Raw genomic sequence first — 26,242 nt, forward strand, 5'->3', positions numbered from 1 at the left:
GAGATGGGTACGAAGCGCAACTTCCGGATCTGGCGGGGTGACGCCGACGGGGGCGACCTGACGGACTACGCCGTGGAGGTGAACGAGGGCGAGGTGGTCCTCGACGTGCTCCACCGGTTGCAGGCGACCGACGCGCCCGACCTGGCGTGCCGGTGGAACTGCAAGGCGGGCAAGTGCGGCTCCTGTTCGATGGAGATCAACGGGATGCCGAAGCTCAGCTGCATGACCCGGATGTCGACGTTCGAGGAGAACGAGACGGTCACGGTGACGCCGCTGCGCACCTTCCCGGTGATCCGGGACCTGGTCACCGACGTGTCGTTCAACTACGAGAAGGCGCGGGAGACCCCGGCCTTCGCTCCCCCGGCCGACCTGGCCCCCGGCGACTACCGGATGCAGCAGGTCGACGTGGAGCGCTCGCAGGAGTTCCGCAAGTGCATCGAGTGCTTCCTGTGCCAGAACGTCTGCCACGTGATCCGTGACCACGACGAGAACAAGCCAGCGTTCTCCGGTCCGCGGTACTTCATCCGGGCCGCCGAGCTGGACATGCACCCGCTGGACGCCAAGACCGACCGCAAGGAGTACGCGCAGGCGGAACAGGGTCTCGGATTCTGCAACATCACCAAGTGCTGCACCGAGGTCTGCCCCGAGCACATCAAGATCACCGACAATGGGATCATCCCCATGAAGGAACGGGTCGTCGACCGCAGGTACGATCCACTTGTATGGCTCGGTAGCAAGATCTTCCGGAGGGGTCAGGTGCCTCAGACCAGCGTGACCAGCGACCACACCCCGGGCGCCGTGCGCTCCAGCGCCGGCGGCCACGGCGTGCACTCGCACGCGGGCGGCTCCCACGACGCCGACGCTGAGGTGCAGGCCCAGCAGGGCGTCAACTGGCACCGTGAGGTGCCCCGGCCGACCGCCCCGGCGGTCGACTCGAGCGGCAAGCTGCCGCTGACGGAGCTCACCTTCGACCGGGCGGCGGCACCCTCGCCCTTCGGCGACGACGTGACCTTCCCGCTGCCCCCGGAGCACCTCAACTTCGCGCACCCGGAGCAGGACGACAAGAAGCACTGACACCCGTTTCGACCGGGGGCCGTGGCATCCGCCACGGCCCCCGGTTCGTTTCCGGCGCCTGGGCCGCGCGGATCGCCGCGTCGACGGCCGGGGCCCGGAGGCGGTTCAGATCGCGTGCTCGGCGCCGACCTGGGCCGGAACGCGCTTCGCTATCCGCAGGTTCAGTTTCCACGCGGCCCGCTGGGCCAGGCTGAGCGCCTCCTCGGCGCTGGCGGCGCTCGCCCGCACCTGTGCGACCCGGGAACCCGAGTCGGAGAGCAACTCCACCGGGGCACCGACCTGGACCAGCGCGGTGACCTCGACCGACGGCCCCAGGGCCCGGGCGTCCTCGACCCCGTCCAGCCCGGCGAAGATCCCCGCCTCCGGCGCGGTCACGAACCAGATCGCCTCGCTGGTGCCGCTCGGCGCGGCGTTGCGCAGCCGCTCCTGCACCGGCTCGCCGAGCACCAGGTCGATCGAGGCCGCCGACAGGTCCACCCCGCTGACGATCGACGCCATCTGCCCGATGTCGTCACCGCCGAGACGGGCGTTGACCTCCACGATCCGGGGCCCGTCCGAGGTCAGGACGACCTCGGTGTGGGCGGGTCCGTCGGTGAAGCCGAGGGCGTCGAGCATCCGGACCACGTACGAGCGGACCACCTCGGCCTCCGCGTCGGGGATCTGCGCCGGCACCACGTGCCCGAGCTCGACGAACGTCTCCGGGTGGGAGAACTTCTGCGTGATCGCGAGCACCGAGGTGACTCCGTGCTGACTGATCGACTCGACGCTGAACTGCGGCCCGGACAGGAAGGGCTCCACGATCACGCGGCGGTTGGCGCGATCGGGATCGATCGGTGACTCCTGGTCGGACGCCCGTCGTAGCGCCGCTTCCAGGTCACTGTCCCGGGTCACCTTCGACACGCCCAGGCTTCCGCAACCGGCGGCCGGCTTCACGATCCAGGCGGCCTCCGGGTGCCCCGCGCCCACGATCGCGGCCAACTCGGCGGGGCTCTCCACGGTGCGTGCCCGGACCGTCTCGACACCGGCCTCGGCCAGATGCGTCCGCATCGACTCCTTGTCCACGATGCGCCGGACCACCGAGAGCGGCGGTACACCGGGCAGGTCGAGTGCCGTGGCGATGCGCGCCGCCAGCACGGTGAGCGGTTCACCGAGGCAGGCGACGGCGTCGAACGGGTCGACCCCGTGGATGGTCCGGACCATCTCGACGACCAGGTCGTCGGGCTCGTCACCCTGGATCGCGAGGACGCGCGCGTGGTGTCCGAGGCTGCCGAACCAGGTCAAAAGTTCACGGGAGGTGACGAACGTCGTCCGGGTCTCCGGACGGTGCGCCAGGAACGCGCCGTTGCCGCCACCCACCAGGAGGACATGAGAGGGTCGTCCGCTCATCACTGCTCCGCATGCTCTCGGCTACCGGGAGTCACAGTCTCCTCACTGGCACCGCTCGACACCATCGTCTGTCCATCGGTAACACGCGACGCGTACGGCGGGTTACCTGTCGGGCGTCGGCCCGTCGGGCGGGGCGCCGGCCGACTCGAGCAACGGGCGCAGTGCGGCGACGATGGGGGCATCGGCGGGCAGCCAGGTGACGGTGTTCAACTCGGCGGCGGAGAGCCAGCGCATCCCGGAGTGTTCCAGCGCCTGCGGTCGGTCACCGTGCAGCAGGCGGGCCGCGTACACCTTGAGCACCGAACGGCCGTGCGCCATCCGGACGCTGCGGCCGACCCGGTCGCCGATCTCGACGCGTACGCCCAGCTCCTCGGCGCACTCCCGGGCCAACGCCGCCGTCTCGCTCTCCCCCGGCTCCACCTTGCCGCCAGGGAACTCCCACATGCCGGCGACCTCGGGTGGAGCCGACCGGGCACAGGCCAGCACTCGCCCGTCCTCGATGATGGCCGCCCCGACGATCACCTTCGGGTCCCTGCGGGCTGCCTGCCCGCCACCATTAGCCCGTTCGGTCCGCACGGGCGTCCAGCGTGCCAGATCAATCGGCGGTTTGGGTAGCTTGGTCGACCGTCAGGGCAGGAATCCCAAGAAGTGTGGGCGTGGACACACCATCCGAGTGACGTAAGACTAGAGGCACCGACAAGACACGGGGCGGCGACGATTTGGCCACAAGCCGGCAACGAAGCCTGGGAGGTGCGGTGATGCGTGCGCTGTTCGGCGGTCGAGCAAAGCACGACTACCTCAGCGACGCCCTCACCCTACTCAACGGGTGGACGCGCGAGGGCGACCAGATTCGGCGCACTCTGGTCATAGACGACACGCAGCACGCGGCCCTGACCGAACGGGTCAAGGTGGTCGCGGACGCGCTGCACCTACGACCGGAGATCAGCCGACGGGCCGACCACACCCAGATCCGGGTCGGGCACCACGACGAGCCCCTCACCGAGGGTGAGGTGCTGTTGGCCGCCCGGATCGAGGACGCCTACCGTGCGGTGGCGGAGCCGGGCGAGGACCGCCTGGGTTGACCGGCGGCCCCCGACACCCCGCTCAGACCTTGGCATCCTGCGGGTACGTCCGCAGCTCGACCGAGTTGCCGTCCGGATCACGGACGTAGACCGATACCGCGTCGCCACGCGCACCGAACCGGCCGACCGGGCCTTCGACAATCGTGAAGACGCCGGAGTCGATCACCTGCTGCCAGTCCAGCGGAGCCACGACCAGGCAGAAGTGATCGACGTTGGCGCCGCCCCGGTCCTGCCGGACCAGGTCGATGATGGTCTCCGGGCTGACCCGGACGGACGGGAACGGCACCTGCCCGGCCCGCCACTGCGCGACCCGGACCGGGGCCAGGCCGAGCACCCCGCAGTAGAAGTCGAGGGAGCGCTCGACGTCGGCCACGTTGAGCACCACATGGTCGAAGCCGGTGACCCGCACCTGGTGCGTGGCGTCGGCCGGGGTGGAAGAAGTCGTGTTCATGCCCTTCACGATGCGCCGACCGGCCAGACCGACCAAGAGCCGATCGGAATCCCATCGTTGCGTCCTGGTCAACGATGGGAATCGGACGTGCTGGAGCGGTACGAGATCGAGACCTTCCTGACCCTCGCCGAGGAGTTGCACTTCGGCCGGACGGCCGAACGCCTGCGGGTCAGCACCGGTCGGGTCAGCCACGTGGTCAAGAAGCTGGAGCACCGGATCGGCGCGCCGCTGTTCGCCCGTACCAGCCGGGTCGTGCGGCTCACCCCGATCGGCCGACGGCTCGCCGAGGACCTGACGCCGCTGGTCGCCGGCATGGACGAGGCGGTACGCCGGGCCACCGAGTCGGGACGCGGCACGAGTGGTCGGCTGACGGTCGCGTTCCTCGGCGAGTGGACCGCGCCCGTCCTGCTCAGGGCCGTCGAGGTGTTCACCCGACGACATCCGGAGTGCCGGGTCGAGGTACGCGAAGTGCAACTGCACAACTCCCGGCAGAGCCTGCTGGACGGCTCGATCGACATCCTCGTCGCCGCGTACCCGTTCGACGGGATGGCCTGCGGACCGCCACTGCTCACCGAGTCCCGGCTGCTCGCGGTCGCCGCGACACACCCGCTGGCCGGCGCCGGGTCCGTCTCCGTCGAGGTGCTGGCCGACCACCCGGTCGTCCAGTACCCGGCGGTCACGTCGGCGGCGTTCAAGCGCGACCGTACGCCGGAGCACACCCCGGCCGGTCGCCCGGTGCCGAAGGGGCCATCCGGCGCCACCTTCTCCGAGATGCTGACCCTGGTGGCGATGGGCCGGGGCGTGCTGCCGGTGGGCGAGCACACCCGGCGCTACTACCCGCGCCCCGACGTGGCGTACGTGCCGATCGCCGACGCACCACCGATCCTGCGCGGACTGGTCTGGCTGGAGAGCAACACCACCACCCGGGTCCGCGAGTTCGTCCGCGCCGCCGACGACGCCGACCGGGACGCCCCGACGGGCTGACCTGGCGGATCTTGTGGTTGGCGTCGGCCACCTACCGTGGAGTACATGACGAACGCGACGTACGACCGCAAGGAGCAGTTCCAGCAGATTCAAAGTGGCCTGCTCGACGGGGAACAGATCATCGCCGTCTACGACGCCGTCGGCACCGGCACCGGGTTCATCGGGCTGACGGATCGACGCGTGATCATCCAGGACCGTTCGTTCATCGGCAAGAAGTACGCGATCACCAGCATCCCGTACTCGAAGATCACCAGCGTGAGCGTGGTCAGCAACAAGTCCTGGGGCGGCTCGTTCTTCTCCACCGGCGCCATCGCCATCCACGTCGGCACGCACACCTACGAGGTGGAGTTCCGGGGCGACCAGAAGAGCCACCACGTGCACAACGTGATCCTGCACTACATCAGCTGACCAGCCCCAGTTCGCGCAGGGCGTCACCGAACGACGCCACCCGGGCGATCGGCTGCCAGCCCTCCGGCACCAGCGGGTCGATCCGGCAGCCGTCCCGGCCGGCCGCCCACCCGCAGTGTCTGCGACAGTGCGTGGGCCAGGCGTACCAGGTCCGCCAGGCGCGGCACGTCCGGACGGCGGACGACAACGATCAGCCGGGCACCCGGGCCGCCCGGCAGCGGCGGAGGACACGAACCGTCGCTCCAGGTCCGTCCCGCAGCGCCACGTCGAGGGTTCGGCCGCCGTCGGTGAGGTGTCCGGGGCGTACGCCGAAACGGGTGGCCCGGTCCACGAGCCGGTAGGGGCCGTCGAGCCGGTGGCCGGGCTGCTCGTCGGCCTACTGCGCGCGAGCGGATCGCTCGATTCAGGATCGAGTGGTATCCGAGCGGGACGTCAACCACTCGATCCAGGATCGAGCGTGATCTTCGGTCGCCCTGGTTCAGGGGAACAAGGGCTAGCCGCTCAAGCGCGGACTGGGGCCACTCGCATCCACACTTCCCGTGAAAACCCGTTGCCGCGTCGCATCGACGCCTGTTGGCTGAACCTCAGCCGATCGAAGGGAGCGACCGACATGAGGTACGCCACGACGCACGTTCAGCGACCCACAGTCACCGACTCCGTCGAAACGAGGCTTCGTGAGTACGTGGTTTCCCACGATCGAGGTGCCGCACGGCGCCACTAGCACCACCGGAGGCCGCTGATGTCGGTCTTCGACGACCCGGGGCACTTCGGCCGGTTCTGGGCCGGCACCTACGACCTGCCCGGTGGCCTGCCCGACCCGATGCCGGCCGCCGCGTTCCTGGCCGATCTGGCCGGTGACGGTCGGGCGTTGGAACTCGCCATCGGCACCGGCCGGGTGGCTCTCCCGCTCGCCGCGCACGGCTGTGCCGTCGAGGGGGTGGAGGCGTCACCCGAGATGGTCGCGAAACTGCGCGGCAAGCCGGGCGGCGCGGACATCCCCGTGTCCATCGGCGACATGGCGGACGTACCCGGGGTCACCGGGCCGTACCGGCTGGTGTTCCTGGTCTTCAACACGCTGTTCAACCTCACCCGCGAGGAGCGGCAGGCAGACTGCTTCCGCAACGTCGCGCGGGTGCTGGAGCCGGGTGGGGCGTTCGTCATCGAGACGTACGTGCCGGACCCGGCGGACATCGACCGGGACGAGCAGGTCCGGCCCTGGTCGATGACCGAGGACTCGGTCGCCATCCGGCTGCACCGGTACGACCGTGAGGCGCAGACGTTCCTCCGGCAGACCGTCACCTTCGACGGCACCGGGGTACACCTGCACCCGTTCGCCATGCGGTACATGTGGCCGGAGCAGATCGACGAGATGGCGGCACAGGCCGGGTTCCGCCTCGCCGAACGGTACGCCGACTGGGACCGCTCGGCGTTCGGGGTGGACAGCACCTCGCACGTCTCCGTCTACCGGCTCGGCTGACGACCGGTGCGGGCACGGAACGGCCATCATGCCGCGTCGTGCCCGCACCACCCACCGGGCCGAGCAAATACGACTGAGGCCGACCCGGTGCCGACACGGCCCGGCGATCCATACGACCCGCGATCCATACGGCCCGGCGATCCATACGGCCCGACGATCCAAACGGCCCGGCGATCCATACGGCCCGGCGTCGATACGGTCCGGCGATCTTTACGGCCAGATGCCGACGCGGCTCGGTGCCGGCAATCTATGCGGCCAGATGCCGACGCGGCCCGGTGCCGGTGTTCCCTGCGGGGCCAGCGCGGTGCCGGGCCCGGCAAGTCAACGCCTGCGGCCCCTGTCGAGCTGAACCGTTCAGCTCATCACCCAGGCTGGCGACTCGCACCGAGCGGGCCGGTCGGTGATCCGTTTGCGCCATCAGCTCGACAGCGCCCACACCCCTGTACCGGCGCGGTCATCCCCCTGCACCAGCCGCGCTCCGCACCAGCCATCCACGTACCGGCCATCCGCATGCCGGCCACAAACGTCCCGGCCACAAACGTCCCGGCCACAAACGTCCGGGCCACTCACGTCCCGGCCACAAACGTCCGGGCCACTCACGTCCCGGCCACAAACGTCCGGGCCACTCACGTCCCGGCCACAAACGTCCGGGCCACGACGCCACGGGCACCAGCACCGGCGCGGGGAGTGGCCTCGCCACGGGCTGGGATAATCGATCACATGCCGATCCGTACCGCCGTGTCAGCCCGACTTCGCCGGGTCAGGGAGAACGGCCGGGGCCGCTGGCTGCGCCGCGCGGTGCTCGCCGGCACGGCCGGCGTGGTGCTGGTGACCGGTGGGGCCTGGGCCAGCACCAGTTGGATCCGCTCCGGCGCCGACGGGCGCACGTACACCGCCGAGGCGGTGCCCGAGGCCCCCGTCGCCCTGGTGCTGGGCACCCGGGTCCAGCCGGACGGCACCCCGTCGCCGTTCCTCAGCGCCCGCTTGGAGATCGCCCGCGAGCTGTACGCCGCCGGCAAGGTGCGGGCGATCCTCGTCTCCGGCGACAACATGCACCACGAGTACAACGAGCCGGAGGCGATGCAACGCTGGCTCGTCGACCGGGGCGTACCCGCCGACAAGGTGGTGCTCGACTACGCGGGCTTCGACACGTACGACTCGTGCGCCCGCGCCAAGCGGGTCTTCGGCGTGGACCGGGCGACCGTGGTCACCCAGTCGTTCCACCTGGCCCGGGCTGTCACGGTCTGCCGCCACCTGGGCGTCGACGCCAACGGGGTGGGCGACGAGACGATGCGGGAGCTGAACAACCGGACCTGGCGGATCAGTTCGACCCGCGAGTACGGCGCCGGGCTGAAGGCAGCGGTGGACGTGCTCTCCGGCCGCGACCCGGTGCACCTGGGCGAGCGCGAGACCGGGGTCGAAGAGGCCCTCCGGACCAGCTGACACCTCGCCGCCCGAGAAGAGTCCGCACCGCCGCCTCAGGAGAAGTTCGTCGGGTAGACCCGCCGCTTGGCGCCGCTCTGCGGGGCGGCGGCCACCTGCCGCTGCACCGCCGGGACCTGGGCGACCATCGGCGGCGGCGCCGCCTTCGTCAACGGTCCGGGCACGGCAAGTTCCTCGACCACCTGAATCTGGCCCGGCTGGATCGCGTCCGTGGTCTGGAAGTTGTTGCTGTCACCGCTCTTGTCCTGCCGCCACCGGTCGTTACCGGCGACGCTCGCCTGTGGCACGTCGAAGCTGAGGACGAGGCCGCCGCACTCCGCCACGTCCCGGAGGGCGGGCTCGTGTTCCTTCATTCCCATGGCCCACTCGGTGTGCTGCCGCGCATAGGAGAGCGCCACCTCGAAACTGAGCGTGACGGTGTGCCAACCCTGGTCCTTGTGCTCCGCGGCCACCATGTGCTTCTCCCACCGCTTGCAGCCGATGCCGCCACCGGCCTTGCCCGGATCGAGTCCGACGACCGAGATGCTGCCGGGCCCGGAGTAGAAGTTCTCCCGGTTGGTGCCCTGGTAGAACCGCAGCATCCCCGGAGCTGCCGGAGCCGGTGCCGGATTCGCCGACCGCCACAGGTGTTCCTGTCGCGTGTTGAACGCCTGGAGCGTGACCGGATCGGCCACGTTCACGGGCAACTGGTCGAGGCGGGCCGCCAGCCGGTAGAGGATCAACTTGTCGGCGATGACGCCGAGCGCCGGACCGGCGTACTTGGCGGAGAGGACGATCATGTTGGCGGCCGGCAGGTAGTCGCTGCCGACCGGGGTGTCGAGCAGCCCGACGCACAGTGGCGTGGGCTGGCCGGCGTTGAGTGACGCCACGGCGTCGGCGACGATCTGATCGGTCGCGGCCAATTGGGTGAGTCGCGCGGTCAGCCCCGGGTGTGCGGGCGGGGGTCCCTGAAGGGCGCCTGGGGTCGGTTGCATATCCGCGACCCTAGGCCGACCGATCACGCTCTGTCACAGCTCAATCGCCAAGCAGACTGACGGACTGTCACGCTGCCTCAGCGTGGCAGTGTGGCTGTTCGACACGCCGGGCCTGGAGCAGTTGCACTGCCACGATCCGGGCCGGATCAGACATCGAAGCGGAACTCTACCGGGCTGCGTGACCGGGCATCGTCAGGCGGCGGCCGGTCAGCGACGCCGCATCCAGCTCGGAACTGGCGGCACCGAGACTCGCAACGGCCCGCGTCGGTCGCGGATGTACGTCGGGTAGTCCGAGAAATGGCGGCGGCGACCCAGGTAGTGCGGGTAGTGGTCGAAATGCCACCGGCAGTCCTCAATGAAATCGGTGTGGTCGTCCAGTCCGAGGCGGGCACATGTCCCAGCGAAATCGTCCAAGCCGTTCATCATCTCGGCGCACTGCGCGGGAGTCGCGCCATCGGCGCCCCACAGCACCCCGACCGGAAGTTCGTGAATGACGTAGTCAAGCCATTCGCGGTCATGGCGGTAGCGGGCCTGGTCGTCGTCGGCCAGGGTGATCAGCAGGCTCTGCTTGCCCTCGACAGTTTCGATCCCGTCCGGCAGTAGCACGACCATCTCGCCGCCGTCGACACTCTTCGCCCCTGCCTCGATCCAGAACTCGATCGGGAAATGCGACCTTGCCGTCACTTTGAGTGTCGTGAGGACGGGCACCTTCGCGACGATGCGATGGTGACGCCCTCGGGCGCCGCGAACGGACACCTCGACCCAGCCGGGAGAGTCGTCCGAGTGCCAACGCACGGCCACCGCCCTCAGCTTCACCATGAGGCGAAGCCTAGGCGGCAGACGTTAGACCAGGGTCAGACGTTGAAGCGGAACTCCACCACGTCGCCGTCCTGCATCACGTACTCCTTGCCCTCGATGCGGACCTTGCCCGCCGACTTCGCCGCCGCCATCGAACCGGCCTCGACCAGGTCGGTGTAGGAGACCACCTCGGCCTTGATGAAGCCGCGCTGGAAGTCGGAGTGGATCACCCCGGCGGCCTCCGGCGCGGTCGCGCCGACCGCGACGGTCCAGGCCCGTGCCTCCTTGGGGCCGGCGGTGAGGTACGTCTGGAGGCCGAGCGTGCGGAAGCCGACCCGGACCAACTGGTCCAGCCCCGGCTCGGACTGCCCGATCGACTCCAGCAGCTCGCGGGCCTCCTCCTCGGGCAGGTCCACCAGCTCCGACTCGATCTTGGCGTCCATGAAGACCGCCTCGGCCGGGGCGACCAGCGCCCGCAGTTCGTCGAGGAACTCGGCGTTGTTCAGCTCGGCCTCGTCGACGTTGAAGACGTAGAGGAACGGCTTGGTGGTGAGCAGGTGCAGCTCCCGCAGGTGCTCCAGCTCGATCTTGGCTGCCGCCGCGCCCGCGTAGAGGGTGGTGCCGCCGTCCAGCACCTCGACGGCCTGCTTGGCGGCGGTCACCGCGGCGGCCCGGTCCTTGCGGAGCTTGGCCTCCTTCTCCAACCGGGGCAGCGCCTTCTCCAGGGTCTGCAGGTCGGCGAGGATCAGCTCGGTGTTGATCGTCTCGATGTCGTCGGCCGGTGAGACCTTGCCGTCGACGTGCACCACGTTCGGGTCGGAGAAGGCCCGCACCACCTGGCAGATCGCGGAGGCATCGCGGATGTTGGCGAGGAAGGCGTTGCCCCGCCCCTGGCCCTTGGAGGCGCCCCGCACCAGGCCGGCGATGTCGACGAACGACACCGGGGCGGGGAGCACCTTCTGCGAGTTGAAGATCTCGGCGAGCTTGACCAGCCGCTCGTCCGGCAGCCCGACCACGCCGACGTTGGGCTCGATCGTCGCGAACGGGTAGTTCGCGGCGAGCACGTCGTTCTTGGTCAGCGCGTTGAACAGGGTGCTCTTGCCGACGTTGGGCAGGCCGACGATGCCGATGGTGAGACTCACGACGAGCCAGCTTACGCCGTTACCCGTCGACCACGGTCAGCGGTGGGTCAGCTTCGCCGGCTCGGGCCGGCCTGCCGGGGCACCAGCGTGTCGACCCGCAGCGAACCCGGGGCCAGCTCGGCCTCGGCGGCCAGCGGCAGCGTGAACCGGGCGTCGGCGGTCGGGTCGGCGCCGTGCGACTCGCCGAGCATCCAGTGCACCTCGTCGGCCGTCCAGCCCAGCGCCGGCCGGGTGGCGATCTCCCGGAGCAGCCGCAGCGCGGCGCGGGTGTCGTCGTCGTAGAAGCGCATGCACCAGTGGTGCACCCACATGCCCAGGGCGCGTACGCCGTCGCGGTCCAGCGACCGCACCAGGCGACCGCAGGCGGTGTCGCCGAAGGCGCGCGCCGGGTCGTCGGCGCGGTCCCGCTCGATGGCGCCGACCGCCGCCGGGGCGACCAGGCGCATCCGCTCGTAGAAGCGCTGGACGACGGCTTCGTCCAGCGGGGGGTGCCCCTGACTCGACGCCGACGCCCGACCCGCCACGCTCGCCATCACCGCACCCCTTCTTGAGTTGGTGGCCGCACGCTACCGACCACAACCGACACTTTCCCCGCCGCCCCACCGCGCCCAGCGCCCCCATCCGCCACTCACCGCAGCTCGCGACGGGCGCGGATGTAAGGAAGGGACCCTTCCTATACACGAGGCGTTAGTAGGGGACCCCTCCTTACATGCGGGTCCGAATTCCGCCAGCCGGAGGTCGGCGGGGAGGCGCATCATCGGTGACGTGGATCTGGACTTCGAGCGGTGCTACCGGGCTGTCGACAGCCGCGACCAGCGGTTCGACGGCTGGTTCTACACCGGCGTGACCTCGACCGGGATCTACTGCCGGCCGTCCTGTCCGGCGGTGACCCCGAAACGGCGCAACGTCCGGTTCTTCCCGTCGTCGGCGGCCGCCCAGCGGGCCGGACTGCGCGCCTGCCGGCGGTGTCGGCCGGACGCCTCCCCCGGCTCGCCGCAGTGGGACGTCCGCGCCGACGTGGTGGGCCGGGCGATGCGGTTGATCGCCGACGGCGTGGTCGACCGCGACGGCGTACCGGGGCTGGCGGCCCGCCTCGGGTACACCGAACGGCACCTGCACCGGATGCTCCGGGCGGAACTCGGCGCGGGACCGCTGGCACTGGCCCGGGCGCAGCGGGCCCAGACCGCCCGGACGCTGATCGAGACCACCGGACTGGGCCTGGCCGAGATCGCCTTCGCCGCCGGGTTCGGCAGCGTACGGCAGTTCAACGACACGGTCCGCGACGTCTTCGGGGTACCCCCGTCCCAGTTGCGCAGTGCCCGTCGGCCCGACACGGGCGGGGCGGGGACGGTCACCGTGCGGTTGGCGTACCGTCCGCCGCTGCACGCCGCCGCGCTGCTCGACTTCCTGGCCCACCGCACGCTGCCCGGGGTGGACGAGGTACGCGACGGGACGTACCGCCGGGGGTTGCGGCTGCCCCACGGCCCCGGCGAAGCCGTCCTGACCCCGGCGGACGGGCATGTCCTGGCCACCCTGCGGCTGACCGACCTGCGGGATCTCGCGCCGGCGGTGGCCCGTTGCCGGCACCTGTTCGACCTCGACGCCGACCCGATCGCCGTCGACCAGACCCTGGGTGCCGATCCGGCGCTGGCCGGCGCGGTCGCTGCCGAGCCCGGCATCCGTGTCCCGCGCGCGGTGGACGGCTTCGAGACGGTCGTCCGGGCCATCGCCACCCAACAGGTCTCGCTCGCCTCGGCCCGCACCACGCTGACCCGGCTGCTCGCCGCGATCCCCGACGCCCCGCCAGACGGCCCAGCCGGCGCGGGCGACGGCGATCCCGCCGTCGAGCGCCTGCACGATCGGCAGGGGTGGCTGCGCGGGTTCCCCTCGGCGGAGGAGATCCTGCGGGTGCCGGACGCCGGATTCCGGATGCCGGTGGGCCGGCGGGAGACGATCCGACGGGTGGCCCGGGCGGTCGTCGACGGCGGGCTCTACCTGGCACCCGGCGGCGACCGGCAGGAGACCGCACGGCGGTTGACGGCGACGTCGGGCATCGGCCCGTGGACGGCGGGCTACCTGGCGATGCGGGCACTCGGTGACCCGGACGCGTTCCTCCCCACCGACCTGGCGGTCCGCCGGGGTGCCGCCGCCCTCGGCCTGCCGGACGACCCGACGACCCTCGACGCGTACGCCACCGCGTGGCGCCCCTGGCGCTCGTACGCGGTGATCCGGCTGTGGAGAGCAGCATGAACCCGACCTTGGAGGACAGTGTGAACCGCACCTCGCAGAGCCCGAACACCTCGACCGTCGACTGCGCCACGACGGATACTCCCGCCGGCCCGCTCACCGTCCTCACCGGCCCGGACGGCGCGGTGCGGGCCGCCGGTTTCACCGCCGACCCGGATGCCCTGCTGCCGCTGATCCATCCACGTCTGCGGGGCACGCTCCGGCGGCGTCGGGAACTCGGCCCGGTCACCGACGCCGTCACCCGGTACTTCGACGGCGACCTGGCCGCGATCGACCCGGTGCCGGTCGAGCAGCACACCGACGGGGCGTTCATGGCGCACGCCTGGCAGGTGCTGCGCGAGGTGAAGCCGGGTGAGCCGGTCACCTACACCGCGTACGCGGGCCTGGCCGGACGCCCGGCCGCGATCCGTGCCGCCGCAGCGGCCTGTGCCCGCAACGCCGCCGCTCTCTTCGTGCCGTGTCACCGGGTGTTGCGCACCGACGGCACGCTGGGCGGCTACCGCTGGGGGCTGCCGGTGAAGGAGCTGCTGCTCGCGCACGAGGCAGGCCGTTGAGTCGCAGGGCCCGACCCGCTTCGACGCGAGCCGCGCCGGGACGGGGGCTGCGGGGAGAACGGCCTCGCGCGCCGGCCTGAACGCGATCGCTTCATCGTGACAGTCGGATCAGGATTCCCGCAGCGGTGATTCCTCGCCTGTGGACAACCGTCCGACAGGGCAAGTTGGCTGACAACATGCCGACACCGGCGGCCCGGCGTTTGACGCTACCGTCGGGTAGTGGCTGCGGGGAGCGACAGCGGCCCGACCGACCGGGGCGAGGTCGGGCGACATCCGCTGCACAACCTGTGGCGGCTGCGCCGCTACCTGCGCCCACACTCCACCGAGTTCGCCTGGCTGATGCTGGCCGGGCTCGCCGCCACCGGCGCGGGCATCGCCGTGCCGCTGGTGGCACAGCGGGTGGTCGACGGTCCGGTGGCCACGCAGGATTTCCAAGGGTTGCTCAGGCTCGGCGCGCTGGCGCTGGCGCTCGGGCTGGCCGAAGCCCTGCTGATCTTCGTCCGACGCTGGGTGCAGTCGTCGTCCTCGGTGGCGATGGAGGCGACCATCCGCGACGACGTCTACGCCCACCTGCAACGGCTCCCGGCCAGCTTCCACGACCGGTGGCCGTCCGGGCAGCTGCTGTCCCGGATCACCAGCGATCTGTCCGTGCTCCGCCGGTTCCTCTCCTTCGGACTGTTCTTCCTCGTCCTCAACGTGGTCACCTACCTGGTCGTGGTGGTGCTGCTGATCCGGCTGCACCCGGTCCTGGGACTGCTGGTGGCGGCCAGCGCGGTGCCGCTGTTCCTGATCGCCCGACGCTTCGGCCGGCACTACCACACCGCGTCCCGGCGGATGCAGGACCAGCAGGGCGACGTCGCCACGCTGGTCGAGGAGACCGCGCAGGGCCTGCGCACCATGAAGGCGTACGGGCGGGGGCCGCAGTTGGCGGCACGGTTCGCGGGCGGCACCCGGGCGTTGCACGACACCGGAGTCGGCAAGGGACGGCTGCTCGCCCGTACCTCCGCGCTGCTCGACCTGGTGCCCAACCTGACGCTCGGCGTGGTGCTGGTGGCCGGTGCGGCGGCGGTCGCCACCGGGCGGCTCACCATCGGCCAGCTCGTCGCGTTCGTCAGCCTCCAACTCATGCTGATCTGGCCGGTGCAGTCGCTGGGTTGGATCATCGCCAACGGGCAGGAGGCGGCCACCGCCGCCGACCGCGTCCAGGAGGTGCTGGACACCGCACCGAGCATCGTCGACGCGCCCGGTGCGGTGGCCCTGGCCGGCCCGGCGGTGCGCGGGCGGCTGCGCTTCGAGGCGGTGACCTTCCGCTACCCGGGCAGCACCGCCGCCGTGCTGCGCGGCATCGACCTGACCGTGGAGCCCGGCGAGACGCTCGCCGTGGTCGGTGCCACCGGCAGCGGCAAGAGCACGCTGTTGTCGCTGGTGCCACGGCTGCACGACGTGACGGGCGGCCGGATCACCCTGGACGGTCACGATCTGCGGGACCTACGGCTGGCCTCGCTGCGGGGGCTGGTCGGGATGGCCTTCGAGGAGCCGACGCTGTTCTCCATGTCGGTCTGGGAGAACCTCACCCTGGGGCGGCCCGACGCCGAGGAGGACGAGGTCCGGGCGGCACTCACGCTGGCCCAGGCCGAGTTCGCGTACGACCTGCCGTGGGGTCTGCGGACCCGGCTCGGCGAGCAGGGGCTCTCCCTCTCCGGTGGCCAGCGGCAGCGGCTGGCGCTGGCCCGTGCGGTGCTCGTCCGGCCCGCCGTCCTCGTCCTCGACGATCCGCTCTCCGCGCTCGACGTGCACACCGAGGCGCTTGTCGAGTCCGCGTTGAAGCGGGTGCTGCGCGACACCACCGCGCTGCTGGTGGTGCACCGGCCGTCCACCATCGCGCTCGCCGACCGGGTCGCGCTGCTGGAGCAGGGCCGGATCACCGCGGTCGGTCCGCACGCCGAACTGCTGGCCACGGTCCCGGCGTACCGGGCGGTGCTCTCGGCCGAGCCGACCGAACTGGCCGCCCCGACCGAACTGGCCGAACTGGCCGACCCGACCGGACTCGTCGAACCGACCGGACTGACCGATCCGACCGGCCCGACTGCACCGCCGCCGCCCCGGGCGCCCGCCGACCCGGCACCCGACGGCTCACCGTTGGTGCGCTCGTGACCGGCACCGCCGGACCCGAGCCGGCTGCCCCCGCACCGACGACCGCCGATCCCGCGCTGTCCGGCCCGACGATCGCCGACCCGACGACCTCCAGCCCGACGATCGCCGACCCGACGACCTCCGATCCGGAGATCCCCACACCGGGGATCGCCGACCCGGCCCACTGGCGCGGCATCGCACCCGACCCGCACGCCGACCGCAGCCTCGCCGAGGACACCAGCCCGGAGGCGGTGGCCCGGTTGCGGGCCCGCAGCCGGGCGCTGCTGGCCGACGTGCTGCGCCCGCACCGCGCCCGGCTGGGCGCCGCGGTGGCGCTGCTGCTGACCCAGAACGCCGCCGCCATGTCCGGGCCGTACCTGGTGATGCTCGGCATCGACCGGGCCATCGACCCGCTGCGCGAGGGTCGGCCCGGCCCGCTGGTCGCCGTCGCCCTGGCCTTCGCCGCCGCCAGCGGCACCGAGTACGCGGCCCGGCGCGGCTTCCTCGCCCTCTCCACCCGGATCGGCCAGGCCGCCCTGCTCGACCTGCGCCAGCGGGTGTACGCGCACTTCCTGCGCCTGCCGGTGGCGTTCCACGAGCGGTACACCTCCGGCCGGATGATCTCGCGCCTGACCAGCGACATCGACTCGATCGCCGAGTTGGTCGACGGAGGCGTGGAGAGCCTGGTGATGGCGGCCCTGACGATCGTGTCGGTGGCCGGCATCCTGCTCTGGCTGGACCTGCCGCTGGCGGCGGTGACCCTGCTCGCCTTCCCGCTGCTGTTCTGGCTGTCCCGCTGGTTCGCCCGCGCCTCGGCCGCCGCATACCGTCGCACCCGGGAGGCGATGGCGCTGGTCATCGTGCACTTCGTGGAGTCGATGCGCGGTATCCGGGCGGTGCAGGCGTACCGCCGGCAGGAGCGCAACCAGCAGATCTTCGCCTCGGTCAACGACGACTACCAGCACAGCAGCCGACATGCCTTCCGCCTGATCGCGACGTACTCGCCGGGGATCAAGCTGATCGGCAACGTCACCGTGGCGGTGGTGCTCTGCTACGGCGGCGCCCGGGTGCTGGGCGGTGAGACCGGCGTCGGTGTGCTCGCCGCCTTCCTGCTCTATCTGCGCCGGTTCTTCGAGCCGATGCAGGAGCTGAGCCAGTTCTACAACTCGCTCCAGTCGGCGACCGCCGCGCTGGAGAAGCTCGCCGGGGTGCTCGACGAGCGGCCGGAGGTCGCCGAGCCCGCGCAGCCGGTGCCGCTGCCGCGCGGGCCGACCCGGGGCGCGGTGGAGTTCCGGGACGTGTCGTTCGGCTACCACACCGGGCGGGAGATCCTGACCGGCCTGGACCTCGGCATTCCCGCCGGGCAGACGGTGGCGCTGATCGGGCCGACCGGTGCCGGCAAGTCCACCGTCGCCAAGCTGCTCGCCCGGTTCCACGACCCGACCGGAGGCACGGTCAGCCTCGACGGCGTGGACCTGCGCCAGGTGGCCGACACCGAGCTACGGCGCGCGATGGTCCTGGTCACCCAGGAGACCCACCTGTTCGGTGGCACGGTGGCGGAGAACATCCGGTTCGGTCGGCCGGACGCCGACGACGACGCCGTCGAGGCCGCCGCGCGGGCGATCGGTGCGCACGACTTCATCGCCGCGCTGCCCGACGGGTACGCCACCGAGGTGCACCGGCGCGGCGGCCGGCTCTCCGCCGGGCAGCGGCAGCTCGTCGCGTTCGCACGGGCCTTCCTGGCCGATCCGGCGGTGCTGATCCTGGACGAGGCCACCTCGTCGCTGGACGTCCCCACCGAGCGTCTGGTGCAGCGGGCGCTCGGCACCATCCTGCGCGACCGTACGGCGGTGGTGATCGCGCACCGGCTCTCCACGGTGGAGACCGCCGACCGGGTCCTGGTCCTCGACGGCGGGCGGATCGTCGAGGACGGTCCCCCGGCCCGGCTGGTCGCCGAGGGAGGCCGGTACGCCGCGCTGCACCGCCAGTGGCGCGAGTCGCTGCTGTAGATAATCCGGTGACCGCCCACCTGGTCACCCGCCTACCATCGACGGATGACTGATACGGCGAGGACGGCCCGCACCGGCGTCCCCGAGCGTCCGACCCTGGACGGGCTCGAGGAGACCTGGTCGCGCCGCTGGCAGGAGGACGGCACGTACGCGTTCGACCGCAGCAAGGAGCGGTCGGACGTATACGCGATCGACACCCCGCCGCCGACCGTATCCGGCGAGCTGCACATGGGGCACGTCTTCTCGTACACGCACACCGACCTGGTCGCCCGCTTCCAGCGGATGCGGGGACGGACGGTCTTCTATCCGATCGGGTGGGACGACAACGGCCTGCCCACCGAGCGGCGGGTGCAGAACGTCTACGGCGTGCGCTGCGATCCGAGCCTGCCGTACGACCCGGAGTGGCAGGCACCGCAGGCGCCGGTGGACGACGCCGCCCGCAAGGACCCGACCCCGATCTCCCGGCGCAACTTCATCGAGCTGTGCGAACGGCTGACCGTCTCGGACGAGCAGGTGTTCGAGGCGTTGTGGCGGCGGCTGGGGCTCTCAGTGGACTGGTCGCTGATGTACACCACGATCGGGTCGGCGGCCCGGGCCACCTCGCAGCGGGCCTTCCTGCGCAACCTGGCTCGGGGCGAGGCGTACCAGGCGGAGGCGCCGACGCTGTGGGACGTCGGTTTCGCCACCGCCGTGGCCCAGGCCGAACTGGAGGACCGGGAGCGCCCCGGGGCGTACCACCGGCTGCGCTTCCACGGGCCGGACGGGCGCGAGGTGCTGATCGACACCACCCGGCCGGAGCTGCTGCCGGCCTGCGTCGCGCTGGTCTGCCACCCGGACGACGAGCGGTACGCCGACCTGGTCGGCGCGACGGTGCGTACGCCCGTCTTCGGGGTGGAGGTGCCGGTGCGCGCGCACCCGCTGGCGGACCCGGCCAAGGGCACCGGCATCGCGATGGTCTGCACGTTCGGTGACCTCACCGACGTGACCTGGTGGCGGGAACTGGACCTGGAGACCCGGGTGGTGATCGGCCGCGACGGGCGGCTGCTGCCGGAACCACCGTCGGGGGTGCCCGACGGCCCGTACGCGGAGCTGGCCGGGCAGACCGTCAACGGGGCCCGGCGGCGTCTCGTGGAGCTGCTCTCCGACGCGGGTGACCTGGTCGGCGACGTGCGACCGATCACGCATCCGGTGAAGTTCTACGAGCGGGGTGACCGGCCGCTGGAGATCGTCTCGACCCGGCAGTGGTATCTGCGCAACGGTGGCCGCGACGCCGACCTGCGCGAGGCGCTGCTGGCCCGGGGGCGGGAGCTGCGCTGGGTGCCGGAGCACATGCGGCACCGCTACGAGCACTGGGTGAGCGGCCTGACCGGCGACTGGCTGGTCAGCCGGCAGCGATTCTTCGGCGTGCCGGTGCCGGTGTGGTACCGGCTCGACGACGTTGGCGAGCCGGACTGGTCCCACCCTCTCACGCCGGAGGACTCCGCGCTGCCGATCGACCCGTCCGAGGACGCCCCGCCGGGGTACGACGAGTCACAGCGCGGCGTGCCGGGCGGCTTCGTCGGCGACCCGGACGTGCTGGACACCTGGGCCACCTCGTCGCTGACCCCGCAGCTCGCCGGCGGCTGGGAACGTGACCCGGAGCTGTTCCGGAAGGTCTTCCCGATGGACCTGCGCCCGCAGGGCCAGGAGATCATCCGGACCTGGCTCTTCGCCACCGTGGTGCGGGCGCACCTGGAGCACGGCACGCTGCCCTGGCACACCGCCGAGCTGTCCGGCTGGATCCTCGACCCGGACCGCAAGAAGATGTCCAAATCCAAGGGGAACGTGGTGACCCCGATGGCGTTGCTGGCGCAGCACGGCTCCGACGCCGTGCGCTACTGGTCGGCCAACGGCCGGCCCGGCACCGATCTGGCGTTCGACCCGGCACAGATCAAGGTCGGGCGGCGGCTCGCCACCAAACTGCTCAACGCGTCGCGGTTCGCGCTCGGGCTCGGTGCCGCCGACGCCCTGCGCGCCCCGGCGACCACCCCGCTGGACCGGGCGGTACTCGCCGAACTGGCGTCCGTGGTGGCGGCGGCGACCGCCTCGTTCGAGGCGTACGACCACACGGCCGCGTTGCAGGCCACCGAGTCGTTCTTCTGGCGGTTCTGCGACGACTACATCGAGTTGGTGAAGGAACGCGCCTACGGCACCGGCGCCGGGGCGGACTCGGCCCGGGCGACGCTGGCCACCGCGCTCTCCGTGCAGCTCCGGCTCTTCGCGCCGGTGCTGCCGTACGCGACCGAGGAGGTGTGGTCCTGGTGGCGCTACGGGTCGGTGCACCGGTCGCCGTGGCCCACCACGTACGAGGTGAACCGGGCCGTCCAGGGCGAGGGTGACCCGGCGCTGCTTCGGTTGGCGTCCGACGCGTTGGGCCAGGTCCGGCGGGCCAAGTCCGAGCGGAAGCTGTCGATGAAGGCGGAGGTGCCGTTGGCCGAGGCGCTCGGTCCGGCCGCCCTGCTCGACCAGCTCACCGAGGTCGCCGACGACCTACGGGCGGCGGGCCGGATCGGCAAACTCGACCTGCTGCCGGACCGCACCACCGAACTCGTCATCGCCTGCGCCTTCTGAGCTCAAAGGAAGGCTGCGGTGTAAGGAAGGGCCCCCTGTTAACAACCGGCCGGCACGAGTCTGCCGGGACCGTTAACAGGGGGCCCCTCCTATACCGGAGGCGTTAACAAGGGGCCCTTCCTTACACCCGTCAGCTGGTTTCGCCGGCTACCGAGAAGGAGCGCAGGCGGTCGATGGCGAGCAGCGTGAAGCCGATGCTGACCAGCACCGTCATCACCGCCGCCACCGGCACGGAGACCGTGGTGTTGAGCAGCGCGGTCGGGGCCAGCTTGTCGGCGATGGCGATCACGTAGTGCTGGATGGAGAGCACCCGGGTGCCGGTGACCACGTTGCTGAGCAGGCCCTCCCAGATCAGCACGTAGACCAGGCCGAGCAGCACCGGCCGCCGGGTGAGCAGGCTGCTCGCCACGAACAGCGCCGAGTAGGCCAGCGCTCCGATCGCCGCGGCGACGGCGAGCGCCAGACCGAGGCGGGCCGAGTCGGCCAGCAGACCGGCGGCGAACAGCGGCACCGCCACGGTGACGGCGGTGGCCCCGGCCGCCACCGCAAGCTTCGGCAGCACGATCTGCCAGCGCGGCAGCGGCGTGGTGAGCACGTGCACCACCGTGCCGTCGTCGATCTCGGCACCGAGCACGCCGGTGCCGACGATCAGCGCGATCACCGGCAGCACCACGGCCAGGCCGAGGCCGACCAGCACCGGCGGCCCCCAGTCGGTGGGCGCCACCCCCAGGCCACGGGAGAGTACGGCCAGCACCACCAGCAGGACGGGCAGCGGCAGCAGCAACAGGAACCGACGGCGACCGAACAGCCCGCGCGCGGTGATCCAGGAGACAGTGGACATCAGGCCTCCACCAGGTAGGAGAAGACGCTCTCCAGGGATTCGTCCTCGGGCACGAGCTGGCTGACGCGTACGCCCCGGGCCAGTGCCACCTTCGGCAACGCCCGGGTGAACGAGCCGTAGTCGCCGGCGCGTACGGTCAGGCCGTTGCGGCCCAGTTCGACGCCGCTGACCGAGGGTTCGGCCATCAGCGCGACGGCCAGCGCCCGGTCGTCGGTGGAACGGATCGCGAACACGTGCGGCCGGTTGGTCATCAGGCGGCGGATGGTGCGGAAGTCGCCGGAGGCGGCGAGCCGGCCGGCGACCATCACCTGCACGGTGCCGGAGACCTGCTCGACCTCCTCCAGGATGTGCGAGCTGAACAGGATGGTGCGGCCCGTGTCGCCGAGCGTGTGCAGCAGCTCCATCATGTGCAGCCGCTGGCGCGGGTCCATGCCGTTGAACGGCTCGTCGAGCAGCAGCACCTGCGGCTCGTGCACCAACGCCGCCGCCACCCGGGCCCGTTGCCGCATGCCCTTGGAGTACGTGCCGATCCGGCGGTCCTGCGCGCCCTCCATCTCGACCATGGCGATCGCCCGGCGGGCCGCCTCCTGCGGGTCGGGCAGCTTGTGCATCTTGGCGGTGGCCAGCACGAACTCGTACGCGGTGAGGAACGAGTGCACCGCCTCCCGCTCGCTGACCAGCCCGAGCCGGCGGTAGACCTCGGGATTGCGCCAGGTGGGCCGCCCGTCCAGGGTGACCGCGCCACGCGACGGGGCGAGGAAGCCGGCCATCATGTGCAGCAGCGTGGTCTTGCCGGCCCCGTTCGGCCCGAGCAGGCCGGTCACCCCGGGGCCGAGGGACATGCTGACGTCGTTGACCGCGACCACGTTGCCGTACCAGCGGGAGACCCCGGCCAGGTCGAGGCTGCTGCTGGTGGTGGCCGTCGGCGCGGCGGCGGAGGAGGTCGTGGTCATCGTGCGGCCACCTTCCGGTAGCGGGCCAGCAGCAGGGCGACGCAGCCGGCCACGAGCGCGACGGCGGCCACGGCGTACACCGGGCCGAACGGGCCGAGGTCGGGCACGAAGGCGTCCTGGTCGGTGATCAGCAGGTCGCGCAGCGTCCAGACGCCGACGCCCTGCACCAGGGTGGACGGGGAGGCGAGACCGGAGAGCTGGTTGGCCGCCTGCGACGGCAGGATCGACAGGGTGCCGACGATCGGCGTGGTCATCAGGAAGACCGCGACGATGCCGCCGGCGGCGAAGGCCCGCTTGCCGGTCAGCGAGGCGACCAGCAGGCCGATCGAGGCGAAGACCGACGCCCAGAGCCCGGCGTAGAGCAGCCCGCCGGTCAGGTCCACGAACTCGTCCCAGACCGCGCCGGGACCGTCCAGCGTGAACGCGGCGCCGAGGAACATGAACAGCTGCGGCGCACCGAGCAGCAGCCAGAGCGAGGTGACCAGGGCGAGCAGCTTGGCCAGCGGATAGTCGGCGCGGGGCAGCGGCCGGGAGAAGTACAGCGGCAGCACGCCGCTGCGCAGGTCCCGGGAGACCAGCTCGGGCGCGGCCACCGCGACGAAGAACAGGACCAGCCAGCTCATGTTGTCGGCGAACTGCGCGTACGTCATGACGACCTGGCCGAACTGGGCGCGCATCGCGGTGGCGGCGACGGCCACCATCAGCACGATGCCGACCACCAGCCAGGGGAAGATCTTCGCCTTGGCGCTGCGGCCCAGCCCGAAGGCGGTGCGTACGCCGTGCAGGTAGAGCGATCCGAAGACGTACCGGCGGCCGAGCCGGGGACCGGTGTACCGCTGGTAGCCGATGTCGTGGATGACGCCGGTCGGCTCAGGCATGGGTGCTCTCCCTTCGGGAGAAGAGTTCGGAGACCCGGTGTCGACGCTGGTCCAACCGGTGCAGTGGCAAGTCCAGCTCGGCCACCGCACCGAGGATCAGGTCGTAGGTGCCGTCGTCGGCCAGCGGGACCAGGAGCAGCTGCCCCTCCCGATTCACCGGCAGGTCGAGCGCGGTCAGCCGGGCCGCCAGCTCGTCGGTGCCCTCGCTGACCTCGACGGCGAGCACGTCGGTGGCCGTGGTCATCGCGGCGATGTGGTCGGCGCGCAGCAGCCGTCCGCCGTCGATCGCGACCAGCGTGTCGCAGATCCGCTCGACCTCGCCGAGCAGGTGCGAGCAGACCAGCACGGAGATGCCGAACTCGGTGCCGATCCGGTGCACCAGGGCCAGCATCGCGTCCCGGCCGGCCGGGTCGAGACCGTTGGTGGGCTCGTCGAGCAGCAGCAGGTCGGGGTCGTGCACCAGCGCCTGGGCGAGCTTGACCCGCTGCTTCATGCCGGTGGAGTAGCCGCCCACCGGGCGGTGTCGCTCCTCGTGCAGCCCGACGTGGCGCAGTGCCTCGGAGGCACGTTCCCGCGCGACCGTCTTCGGCAGGCCGCTGATCCGCCCGAGGTGGGTGACCAGTTCGGCGCCGGACAGGTCGGGTGGCAGGCAGTCGTGCTCCGGCATGTAGCCGACCCGGGCGCGTACCGCCGTGGGGTCGGTGGTGGGGTCGAGGCCGAGTACGCGTACCTGGCCACTGGTCGGGGCGAGCAGGCCGAGCAGGAGCTTGATCAGCGTCGACTTGCCGGCGCCGTTGGCGCCGACCAGCCCGACTATTCCTGGCTCCACCGCTACCGTCAGCTCGGACAGTGCGGTGACCCCGCCGCCGTAGACCTTCGTCAACGACTCGGTTGCGATCAGTGTCACGTCGACAGCCTAGAGAAGACGGGCAATGTTCCGGACCCCGGTGAGCGCTCCTGTTTCCCCTGATCCTCCCCGGGTGGCTTCCCCCTAGGGTGAGCTGCCGCGCCTTCGACCCGCACCCCGCGACACCCGCGCCCCACGACACCGGCGCGCCGGTGCCGGTTGCGTCCGCCGCGCCGGAAGAGGAGGATTCGACCCCGCACGCTCCGTGATCGCGGCATTTGGTACACACTGGAGCACGCGATACGACAACCGGCTAAAGCGGCGGACGGGAGGGCGATGACGGCTGGCGGGCCCAAGGTGAGCGTGGTGGTGCCGGCGTACAACGCCGGCGGGACCATCCAGACGCTCGTCGACTCCCTGCTGCGGCAGTCCATGCCGGCGGCGGAGTTCGAGGTGATCTTCATCGACGACGGTTCGACCGACGACACCGGGGGCCGACTGGACGAGCTGGCCGCCGCGCACCCGCACATCCAGGTGCTGCACATCGAGAACACCGGTTGGCCGTCGCGTCCGCGCAACCTCGGGGTCGCTCGGGCGCGCGGAGAGTACGTCCAGTTCGTCGACGACGACGACTGGCTCGCCGACGAGGCCCTGGAGCGGCTGTACGCGTACGCCGTGCGGCACGACGCGGACATCGCGATCGGCAGGATCGTCGGCCACCGCCGGTCGGTGCCCCGGGAGTTGTTCCGGGTCGACCGCCCGCACGCCACGCTTGACGACGCCCCGCTGATCGACAGCCTGACCTGCCACAAGATGTTCCGTCGGGCCTTCCTGCTGGAGCACGACCTGCGGTTCCCGGAGGACCGGCGACGCCTGGAGGACCATCATCTGGTGACCCGGGCGTACCTGCTCGCCCGCCGGGTCAGCGTGCTGTCCGGCTACACCTGCTACCACCACGCCAAGCGGGCCGACGGTGGCAACCTGACCGCCACCCGGCTGGATCCGGCCGAGTACTTCGACAGCCTGCGCGCGGTGCTCGACATCGTCGACGCGCACGTGCCACCGGGTCCGCGACGCGACAGGTTGCACCGGCGCTGGCTGCGCAACGAGATGGTCGCCCGCCTGCGCGGCAAGCGGCTGCGGGACGCGCCACGGGACTGGGCCGACCAGGTCGTCGACGAGGTCGGCAGGACGATCCGGGAACGGTTCGCTCCGGAGGTCGCCGCCGCGCTGCCCGCGCTGCAACGGACCGTCGCCGGGCTCGCCGCCGAGGGCCGCGCCGAGGACCTGCACCGCCTGGCCGAGTGGGAGGCGGGCGTCCGTGCCGTCGTCCGCCTGACCGGGTACGAGCTGACCGGCTCGACGCTCGTCGTCACACTGACCGGGCACCTGCGCGACGGCGACGGGCCGATCGCGTTCACCCATGCCGACGGGCGGGACCTGCTCGTCGTACCGGTCGAGGAGATCCCCGCCGACCTGCTCGACTGCACCCAGGAGCTGCGGCACGGCCGGCTGGACGTCGTCGCGCGGCGCGCCGGGGACGGTGTGGAGTTCCCCCTGCCGGTGCAGTTCGAGGTGCAGCGCGTCACCGCCGACCCGGGTGGCGTACGCCTGGTCTACCAGGGCACCGCGACGGTCGACGTCGACACGCTCGACGGCGGTCCGGACGCGGGTGAGTGGACCCTGAAGGCCCGGGTGACCAGTTCCGGCTGGACCAAGGCGGCGAAGGTGCCGCTGGCGGTGTCCGTCGGCGCCGACGGCCCGGTGGTGGTGGACAAGCGCGAGAGTCCGGCTCCCCCACGCCAGCCGGAGAAGGTCGGCCTGTTGCGGCGGTTGCAGCGGGCGTTCGGCCGCCGCCCCGGTGCGACCCGACGCGGCGCGGTCGGCACCACCTGACCCTGGATCGCTCACCGTGCCCGGCGGGCGCCGTGGGAGGAGTGGCGCTCTCGAC

At 71.5% G+C, this 26,242-nt stretch carries 24 protein-coding genes; 12 read left to right on the forward strand and 12 right to left on the reverse strand.

The features are described 5' to 3' along the window. Positions 1 to 3 precede the first annotated feature (3 nt). Complete coding sequence (locus ACWDVW_RS07715; RefSeq protein ID WP_449945838.1) at positions 4 to 1,074, forward strand: succinate dehydrogenase/fumarate reductase iron-sulfur subunit; 1,071 nt, start codon at positions 4 to 6, stop codon at positions 1,072 to 1,074. 105 nt (positions 1,075 to 1,179) lie between these two features. On the opposite strand, the gene ACWDVW_RS07720 is transcribed toward ACWDVW_RS07715, so the two are convergent. Next, positions 1,180 to 2,460, reverse strand: a complete 1,281-nt coding sequence (locus ACWDVW_RS07720) for an ATP-grasp domain-containing protein (protein WP_449945840.1) — start codon at positions 2,458 to 2,460, stop codon at positions 1,180 to 1,182. Between the two features lie 102 nt (positions 2,461 to 2,562). After that, positions 2,563 to 3,036 carry a (deoxy)nucleoside triphosphate pyrophosphohydrolase gene (locus ACWDVW_RS07725; protein ID WP_449945841.1) on the reverse strand — a complete coding sequence of 158 codons (474 nt, stop codon included), beginning with the start codon at positions 3,034 to 3,036 and terminating at the stop codon, positions 2,563 to 2,565. 182 nt (positions 3,037 to 3,218) lie between these two features. Between ACWDVW_RS07725 and ACWDVW_RS07730 the strand changes: the two genes are divergently transcribed. Next, positions 3,219 to 3,542: a 4a-hydroxytetrahydrobiopterin dehydratase gene (locus tag ACWDVW_RS07730; protein WP_131052714.1), complete on the forward strand. Its 324-nt coding sequence runs from the start codon at positions 3,219 to 3,221 to the stop codon at positions 3,540 to 3,542. A 22-nt stretch (positions 3,543 to 3,564) separates the two neighbouring features. Here ACWDVW_RS07730 and ACWDVW_RS07735 read toward each other — a convergent pair whose 3' ends face one another. Beyond that, complete coding sequence (locus tag ACWDVW_RS07735) at positions 3,565 to 3,993, reverse strand: VOC family protein (RefSeq protein WP_449945843.1); 429 nt, start codon at positions 3,991 to 3,993, stop codon at positions 3,565 to 3,567. 87 nt (positions 3,994 to 4,080) lie between these two features. Here ACWDVW_RS07735 and ACWDVW_RS07740 point away from each other — a divergent pair, with 87 nt between their 5' ends. Further along, entirely contained in the window at positions 4,081 to 4,977 is an 897-nt protein-coding gene (locus ACWDVW_RS07740; protein WP_449945845.1) for a LysR family transcriptional regulator, read from the forward strand. A gap of 45 nt (positions 4,978 to 5,022) precedes the next feature. Beyond that, positions 5,023 to 5,385 carry a PH domain-containing protein gene (locus ACWDVW_RS07745; RefSeq protein ID WP_117226445.1) on the forward strand — a complete coding sequence of 121 codons (363 nt, stop codon included), beginning with the start codon at positions 5,023 to 5,025 and terminating at the stop codon, positions 5,383 to 5,385. On the opposite strand, the gene ACWDVW_RS07750 is transcribed toward ACWDVW_RS07745, so the two are convergent. Next, positions 5,378 to 5,572, reverse strand: coding sequence for a hypothetical protein (locus ACWDVW_RS07750; protein ID WP_449945847.1), 195 nt, complete (start codon positions 5,570 to 5,572; stop codon positions 5,378 to 5,380). The two genes, ACWDVW_RS07745 and ACWDVW_RS07750, sit on opposite strands and share 8 nt — an antisense overlap. Before the next feature lie 552 nt (positions 5,573 to 6,124). Here ACWDVW_RS07750 and ACWDVW_RS07755 point away from each other — a divergent pair. Beyond that, on the forward strand, positions 6,125 to 6,862 hold the full coding sequence (locus tag ACWDVW_RS07755; protein WP_449945849.1) for a methyltransferase domain-containing protein: 738 nt from the start codon (positions 6,125 to 6,127) through the stop codon (positions 6,860 to 6,862). Between the two features lie 720 nt (positions 6,863 to 7,582). Next, positions 7,583 to 8,305: a SanA/YdcF family protein gene (locus ACWDVW_RS07760; protein ID WP_449945850.1), complete on the forward strand. Its 723-nt coding sequence runs from the start codon at positions 7,583 to 7,585 to the stop codon at positions 8,303 to 8,305. Positions 8,306 to 8,340: 35 nt separating this feature from the next. Here the strand turns inward: ACWDVW_RS07760 and ACWDVW_RS07765 are convergent, their stop codons facing one another. The 4 genes from ACWDVW_RS07765 to ACWDVW_RS07780 all read right to left on the reverse strand — a co-directional run bounded on the left by ACWDVW_RS07765 (position 8,341) and on the right by ACWDVW_RS07780 (position 11,752). Then, the gene (locus ACWDVW_RS07765; RefSeq protein WP_449945852.1) at positions 8,341 to 9,279 is read right to left on the reverse strand and encodes a hypothetical protein; all 939 of its coding nucleotides are present in this window, start codon (positions 9,277 to 9,279) and stop codon (positions 8,341 to 8,343) included. A 207-nt stretch (positions 9,280 to 9,486) separates the two neighbouring features. Next, a complete protein-coding gene (locus tag ACWDVW_RS07770) occupies positions 9,487 to 10,098 on the reverse strand; it encodes a hypothetical protein (protein WP_449945854.1) in 612 nt (203 codons plus the stop codon). A 35-nt stretch (positions 10,099 to 10,133) separates the two neighbouring features. Continuing rightward, positions 10,134 to 11,219 (reverse strand): redox-regulated ATPase YchF, encoded by a 1,086-nt coding sequence (gene ychF, locus ACWDVW_RS07775; protein WP_449945855.1) that lies wholly within the window; start codon positions 11,217 to 11,219, stop codon positions 10,134 to 10,136. Between the two features lie 47 nt (positions 11,220 to 11,266). Next, positions 11,267 to 11,752 (reverse strand): hypothetical protein, encoded by a 486-nt coding sequence (locus ACWDVW_RS07780; protein WP_449945857.1) that lies wholly within the window; start codon positions 11,750 to 11,752, stop codon positions 11,267 to 11,269. Positions 11,753 to 11,984: 232 nt separating this feature from the next. Between ACWDVW_RS07780 and ACWDVW_RS07785 the strand changes: the two genes are divergently transcribed. The 5 genes from ACWDVW_RS07785 (at position 11,985) to valS (ending at position 20,772) form a co-directional block, all read left to right on the forward strand. Next, a complete protein-coding gene (locus ACWDVW_RS07785; protein WP_449945859.1) occupies positions 11,985 to 13,469 on the forward strand; it encodes an AlkA N-terminal domain-containing protein in 1,485 nt (494 codons plus the stop codon). After that, positions 13,466 to 14,020, forward strand: a complete 555-nt coding sequence (locus ACWDVW_RS07790) for a methylated-DNA--[protein]-cysteine S-methyltransferase (protein ID WP_449945861.1) — start codon at positions 13,466 to 13,468, stop codon at positions 14,018 to 14,020. The genes ACWDVW_RS07785 and ACWDVW_RS07790 overlap by 4 nt, the downstream gene beginning before the upstream one ends. A gap of 219 nt (positions 14,021 to 14,239) precedes the next feature. Then, positions 14,240 to 16,174 carry an ABC transporter ATP-binding protein gene (locus ACWDVW_RS07795; protein ID WP_449945863.1) on the forward strand — a complete coding sequence of 645 codons (1,935 nt, stop codon included), beginning with the start codon at positions 14,240 to 14,242 and terminating at the stop codon, positions 16,172 to 16,174. 101 nt (positions 16,175 to 16,275) lie between these two features. Continuing rightward, on the forward strand, positions 16,276 to 18,162 hold the full coding sequence (locus ACWDVW_RS07800) for an ABC transporter ATP-binding protein (RefSeq protein WP_449945919.1): 1,887 nt from the start codon (positions 16,276 to 16,278) through the stop codon (positions 18,160 to 18,162). A gap of 45 nt (positions 18,163 to 18,207) precedes the next feature. Continuing rightward, on the forward strand, positions 18,208 to 20,772 hold the full coding sequence (gene valS / locus ACWDVW_RS07805; RefSeq protein ID WP_449945865.1) for a valine--tRNA ligase: 2,565 nt from the start codon (positions 18,208 to 18,210) through the stop codon (positions 20,770 to 20,772). 130 nt (positions 20,773 to 20,902) lie between these two features. On the opposite strand, the gene ACWDVW_RS07810 is transcribed toward valS, so the two are convergent. From ACWDVW_RS07810 to ACWDVW_RS07825, 4 genes are read right to left on the reverse strand one after another with little or no spacing between them, the layout of a single operon-like run. Continuing rightward, positions 20,903 to 21,613: an ABC transporter permease subunit gene (locus tag ACWDVW_RS07810; protein ID WP_396752946.1), complete on the reverse strand. Its 711-nt coding sequence runs from the start codon at positions 21,611 to 21,613 to the stop codon at positions 20,903 to 20,905. Next, a complete protein-coding gene (locus tag ACWDVW_RS07815; RefSeq protein ID WP_449945866.1) occupies positions 21,613 to 22,566 on the reverse strand; it encodes an ABC transporter ATP-binding protein in 954 nt (317 codons plus the stop codon). The genes ACWDVW_RS07810 and ACWDVW_RS07815 overlap by 1 nt, the downstream gene beginning before the upstream one ends. Beyond that, positions 22,563 to 23,444 carry an ABC transporter permease gene (locus ACWDVW_RS07820; RefSeq protein ID WP_449945868.1) on the reverse strand — a complete coding sequence of 294 codons (882 nt, stop codon included), beginning with the start codon at positions 23,442 to 23,444 and terminating at the stop codon, positions 22,563 to 22,565. Before ACWDVW_RS07820 ends, ACWDVW_RS07815 begins: the two co-directional genes overlap by 4 nt. Beyond that, a complete protein-coding gene (locus ACWDVW_RS07825) occupies positions 23,437 to 24,351 on the reverse strand; it encodes an ABC transporter ATP-binding protein (protein WP_449945870.1) in 915 nt (304 codons plus the stop codon). Before ACWDVW_RS07825 ends, ACWDVW_RS07820 begins: the two co-directional genes overlap by 8 nt. A 276-nt stretch (positions 24,352 to 24,627) precedes the next feature. Here ACWDVW_RS07825 and ACWDVW_RS07830 point away from each other — a divergent pair, with 276 nt between their 5' ends. Beyond that, positions 24,628 to 26,187, forward strand: a complete 1,560-nt coding sequence (locus ACWDVW_RS07830) for a glycosyltransferase family 2 protein (RefSeq protein ID WP_449945872.1) — start codon at positions 24,628 to 24,630, stop codon at positions 26,185 to 26,187. Positions 26,188 to 26,242: the final 55 nt, after the last annotated feature.

The organism is Micromonospora sp. NPDC003241 (assembly GCF_053589795.1).

What these genes read in the sequence shown, in the direction of transcription:
- ACWDVW_RS07715 (WP_449945838.1), top strand. Translation starts at nt 4, where the DNA reads ATGGGTACGAAGCGCAACTTCCGGATCTGGCGGGGTGACGCCGACGGG.
- ACWDVW_RS07720 (WP_449945840.1), bottom strand. Translation starts at nt 2,460, where the DNA reads ATGAGCGGACGACCCTCTCATGTCCTCCTGGTGGGTGGCGGCAACGGC.
- ACWDVW_RS07730 (WP_131052714.1), top strand. Translation starts at nt 3,219, where the DNA reads ATGCGTGCGCTGTTCGGCGGTCGAGCAAAGCACGACTACCTCAGCGAC.
- ACWDVW_RS07735 (WP_449945843.1), bottom strand. Translation starts at nt 3,993, where the DNA reads ATGAACACGACTTCTTCCACCCCGGCCGACGCCACGCACCAGGTGCGG.
- ACWDVW_RS07745 (WP_117226445.1), top strand. Translation starts at nt 5,023, where the DNA reads ATGACGAACGCGACGTACGACCGCAAGGAGCAGTTCCAGCAGATTCAA.
- ACWDVW_RS07755 (WP_449945849.1), top strand. Translation starts at nt 6,125, where the DNA reads ATGTCGGTCTTCGACGACCCGGGGCACTTCGGCCGGTTCTGGGCCGGC.
- ACWDVW_RS07760 (WP_449945850.1), top strand. Translation starts at nt 7,583, where the DNA reads ATGCCGATCCGTACCGCCGTGTCAGCCCGACTTCGCCGGGTCAGGGAG.
- ACWDVW_RS07765 (WP_449945852.1), bottom strand. Translation starts at nt 9,279, where the DNA reads ATGCAACCGACCCCAGGCGCCCTTCAGGGACCCCCGCCCGCACACCCG.
- ACWDVW_RS07770 (WP_449945854.1), bottom strand. Translation starts at nt 10,098, where the DNA reads ATGGTGAAGCTGAGGGCGGTGGCCGTGCGTTGGCACTCGGACGACTCT.
- ACWDVW_RS07780 (WP_449945857.1), bottom strand. Translation starts at nt 11,752, where the DNA reads ATGGCGAGCGTGGCGGGTCGGGCGTCGGCGTCGAGTCAGGGGCACCCC.
- ACWDVW_RS07790 (WP_449945861.1), top strand. Translation starts at nt 13,466, where the DNA reads ATGAACCCGACCTTGGAGGACAGTGTGAACCGCACCTCGCAGAGCCCG.
- valS (WP_449945865.1), top strand. Translation starts at nt 18,208, where the DNA reads ATGACTGATACGGCGAGGACGGCCCGCACCGGCGTCCCCGAGCGTCCG.
- ACWDVW_RS07810 (WP_396752946.1), bottom strand. Translation starts at nt 21,613, where the DNA reads ATGTCCACTGTCTCCTGGATCACCGCGCGCGGGCTGTTCGGTCGCCGT.
- ACWDVW_RS07815 (WP_449945866.1), bottom strand. Translation starts at nt 22,566, where the DNA reads ATGACCACGACCTCCTCCGCCGCCGCGCCGACGGCCACCACCAGCAGC.
- ACWDVW_RS07820 (WP_449945868.1), bottom strand. Translation starts at nt 23,444, where the DNA reads ATGCCTGAGCCGACCGGCGTCATCCACGACATCGGCTACCAGCGGTAC.
- ACWDVW_RS07830 (WP_449945872.1), top strand. Translation starts at nt 24,628, where the DNA reads ATGACGGCTGGCGGGCCCAAGGTGAGCGTGGTGGTGCCGGCGTACAAC.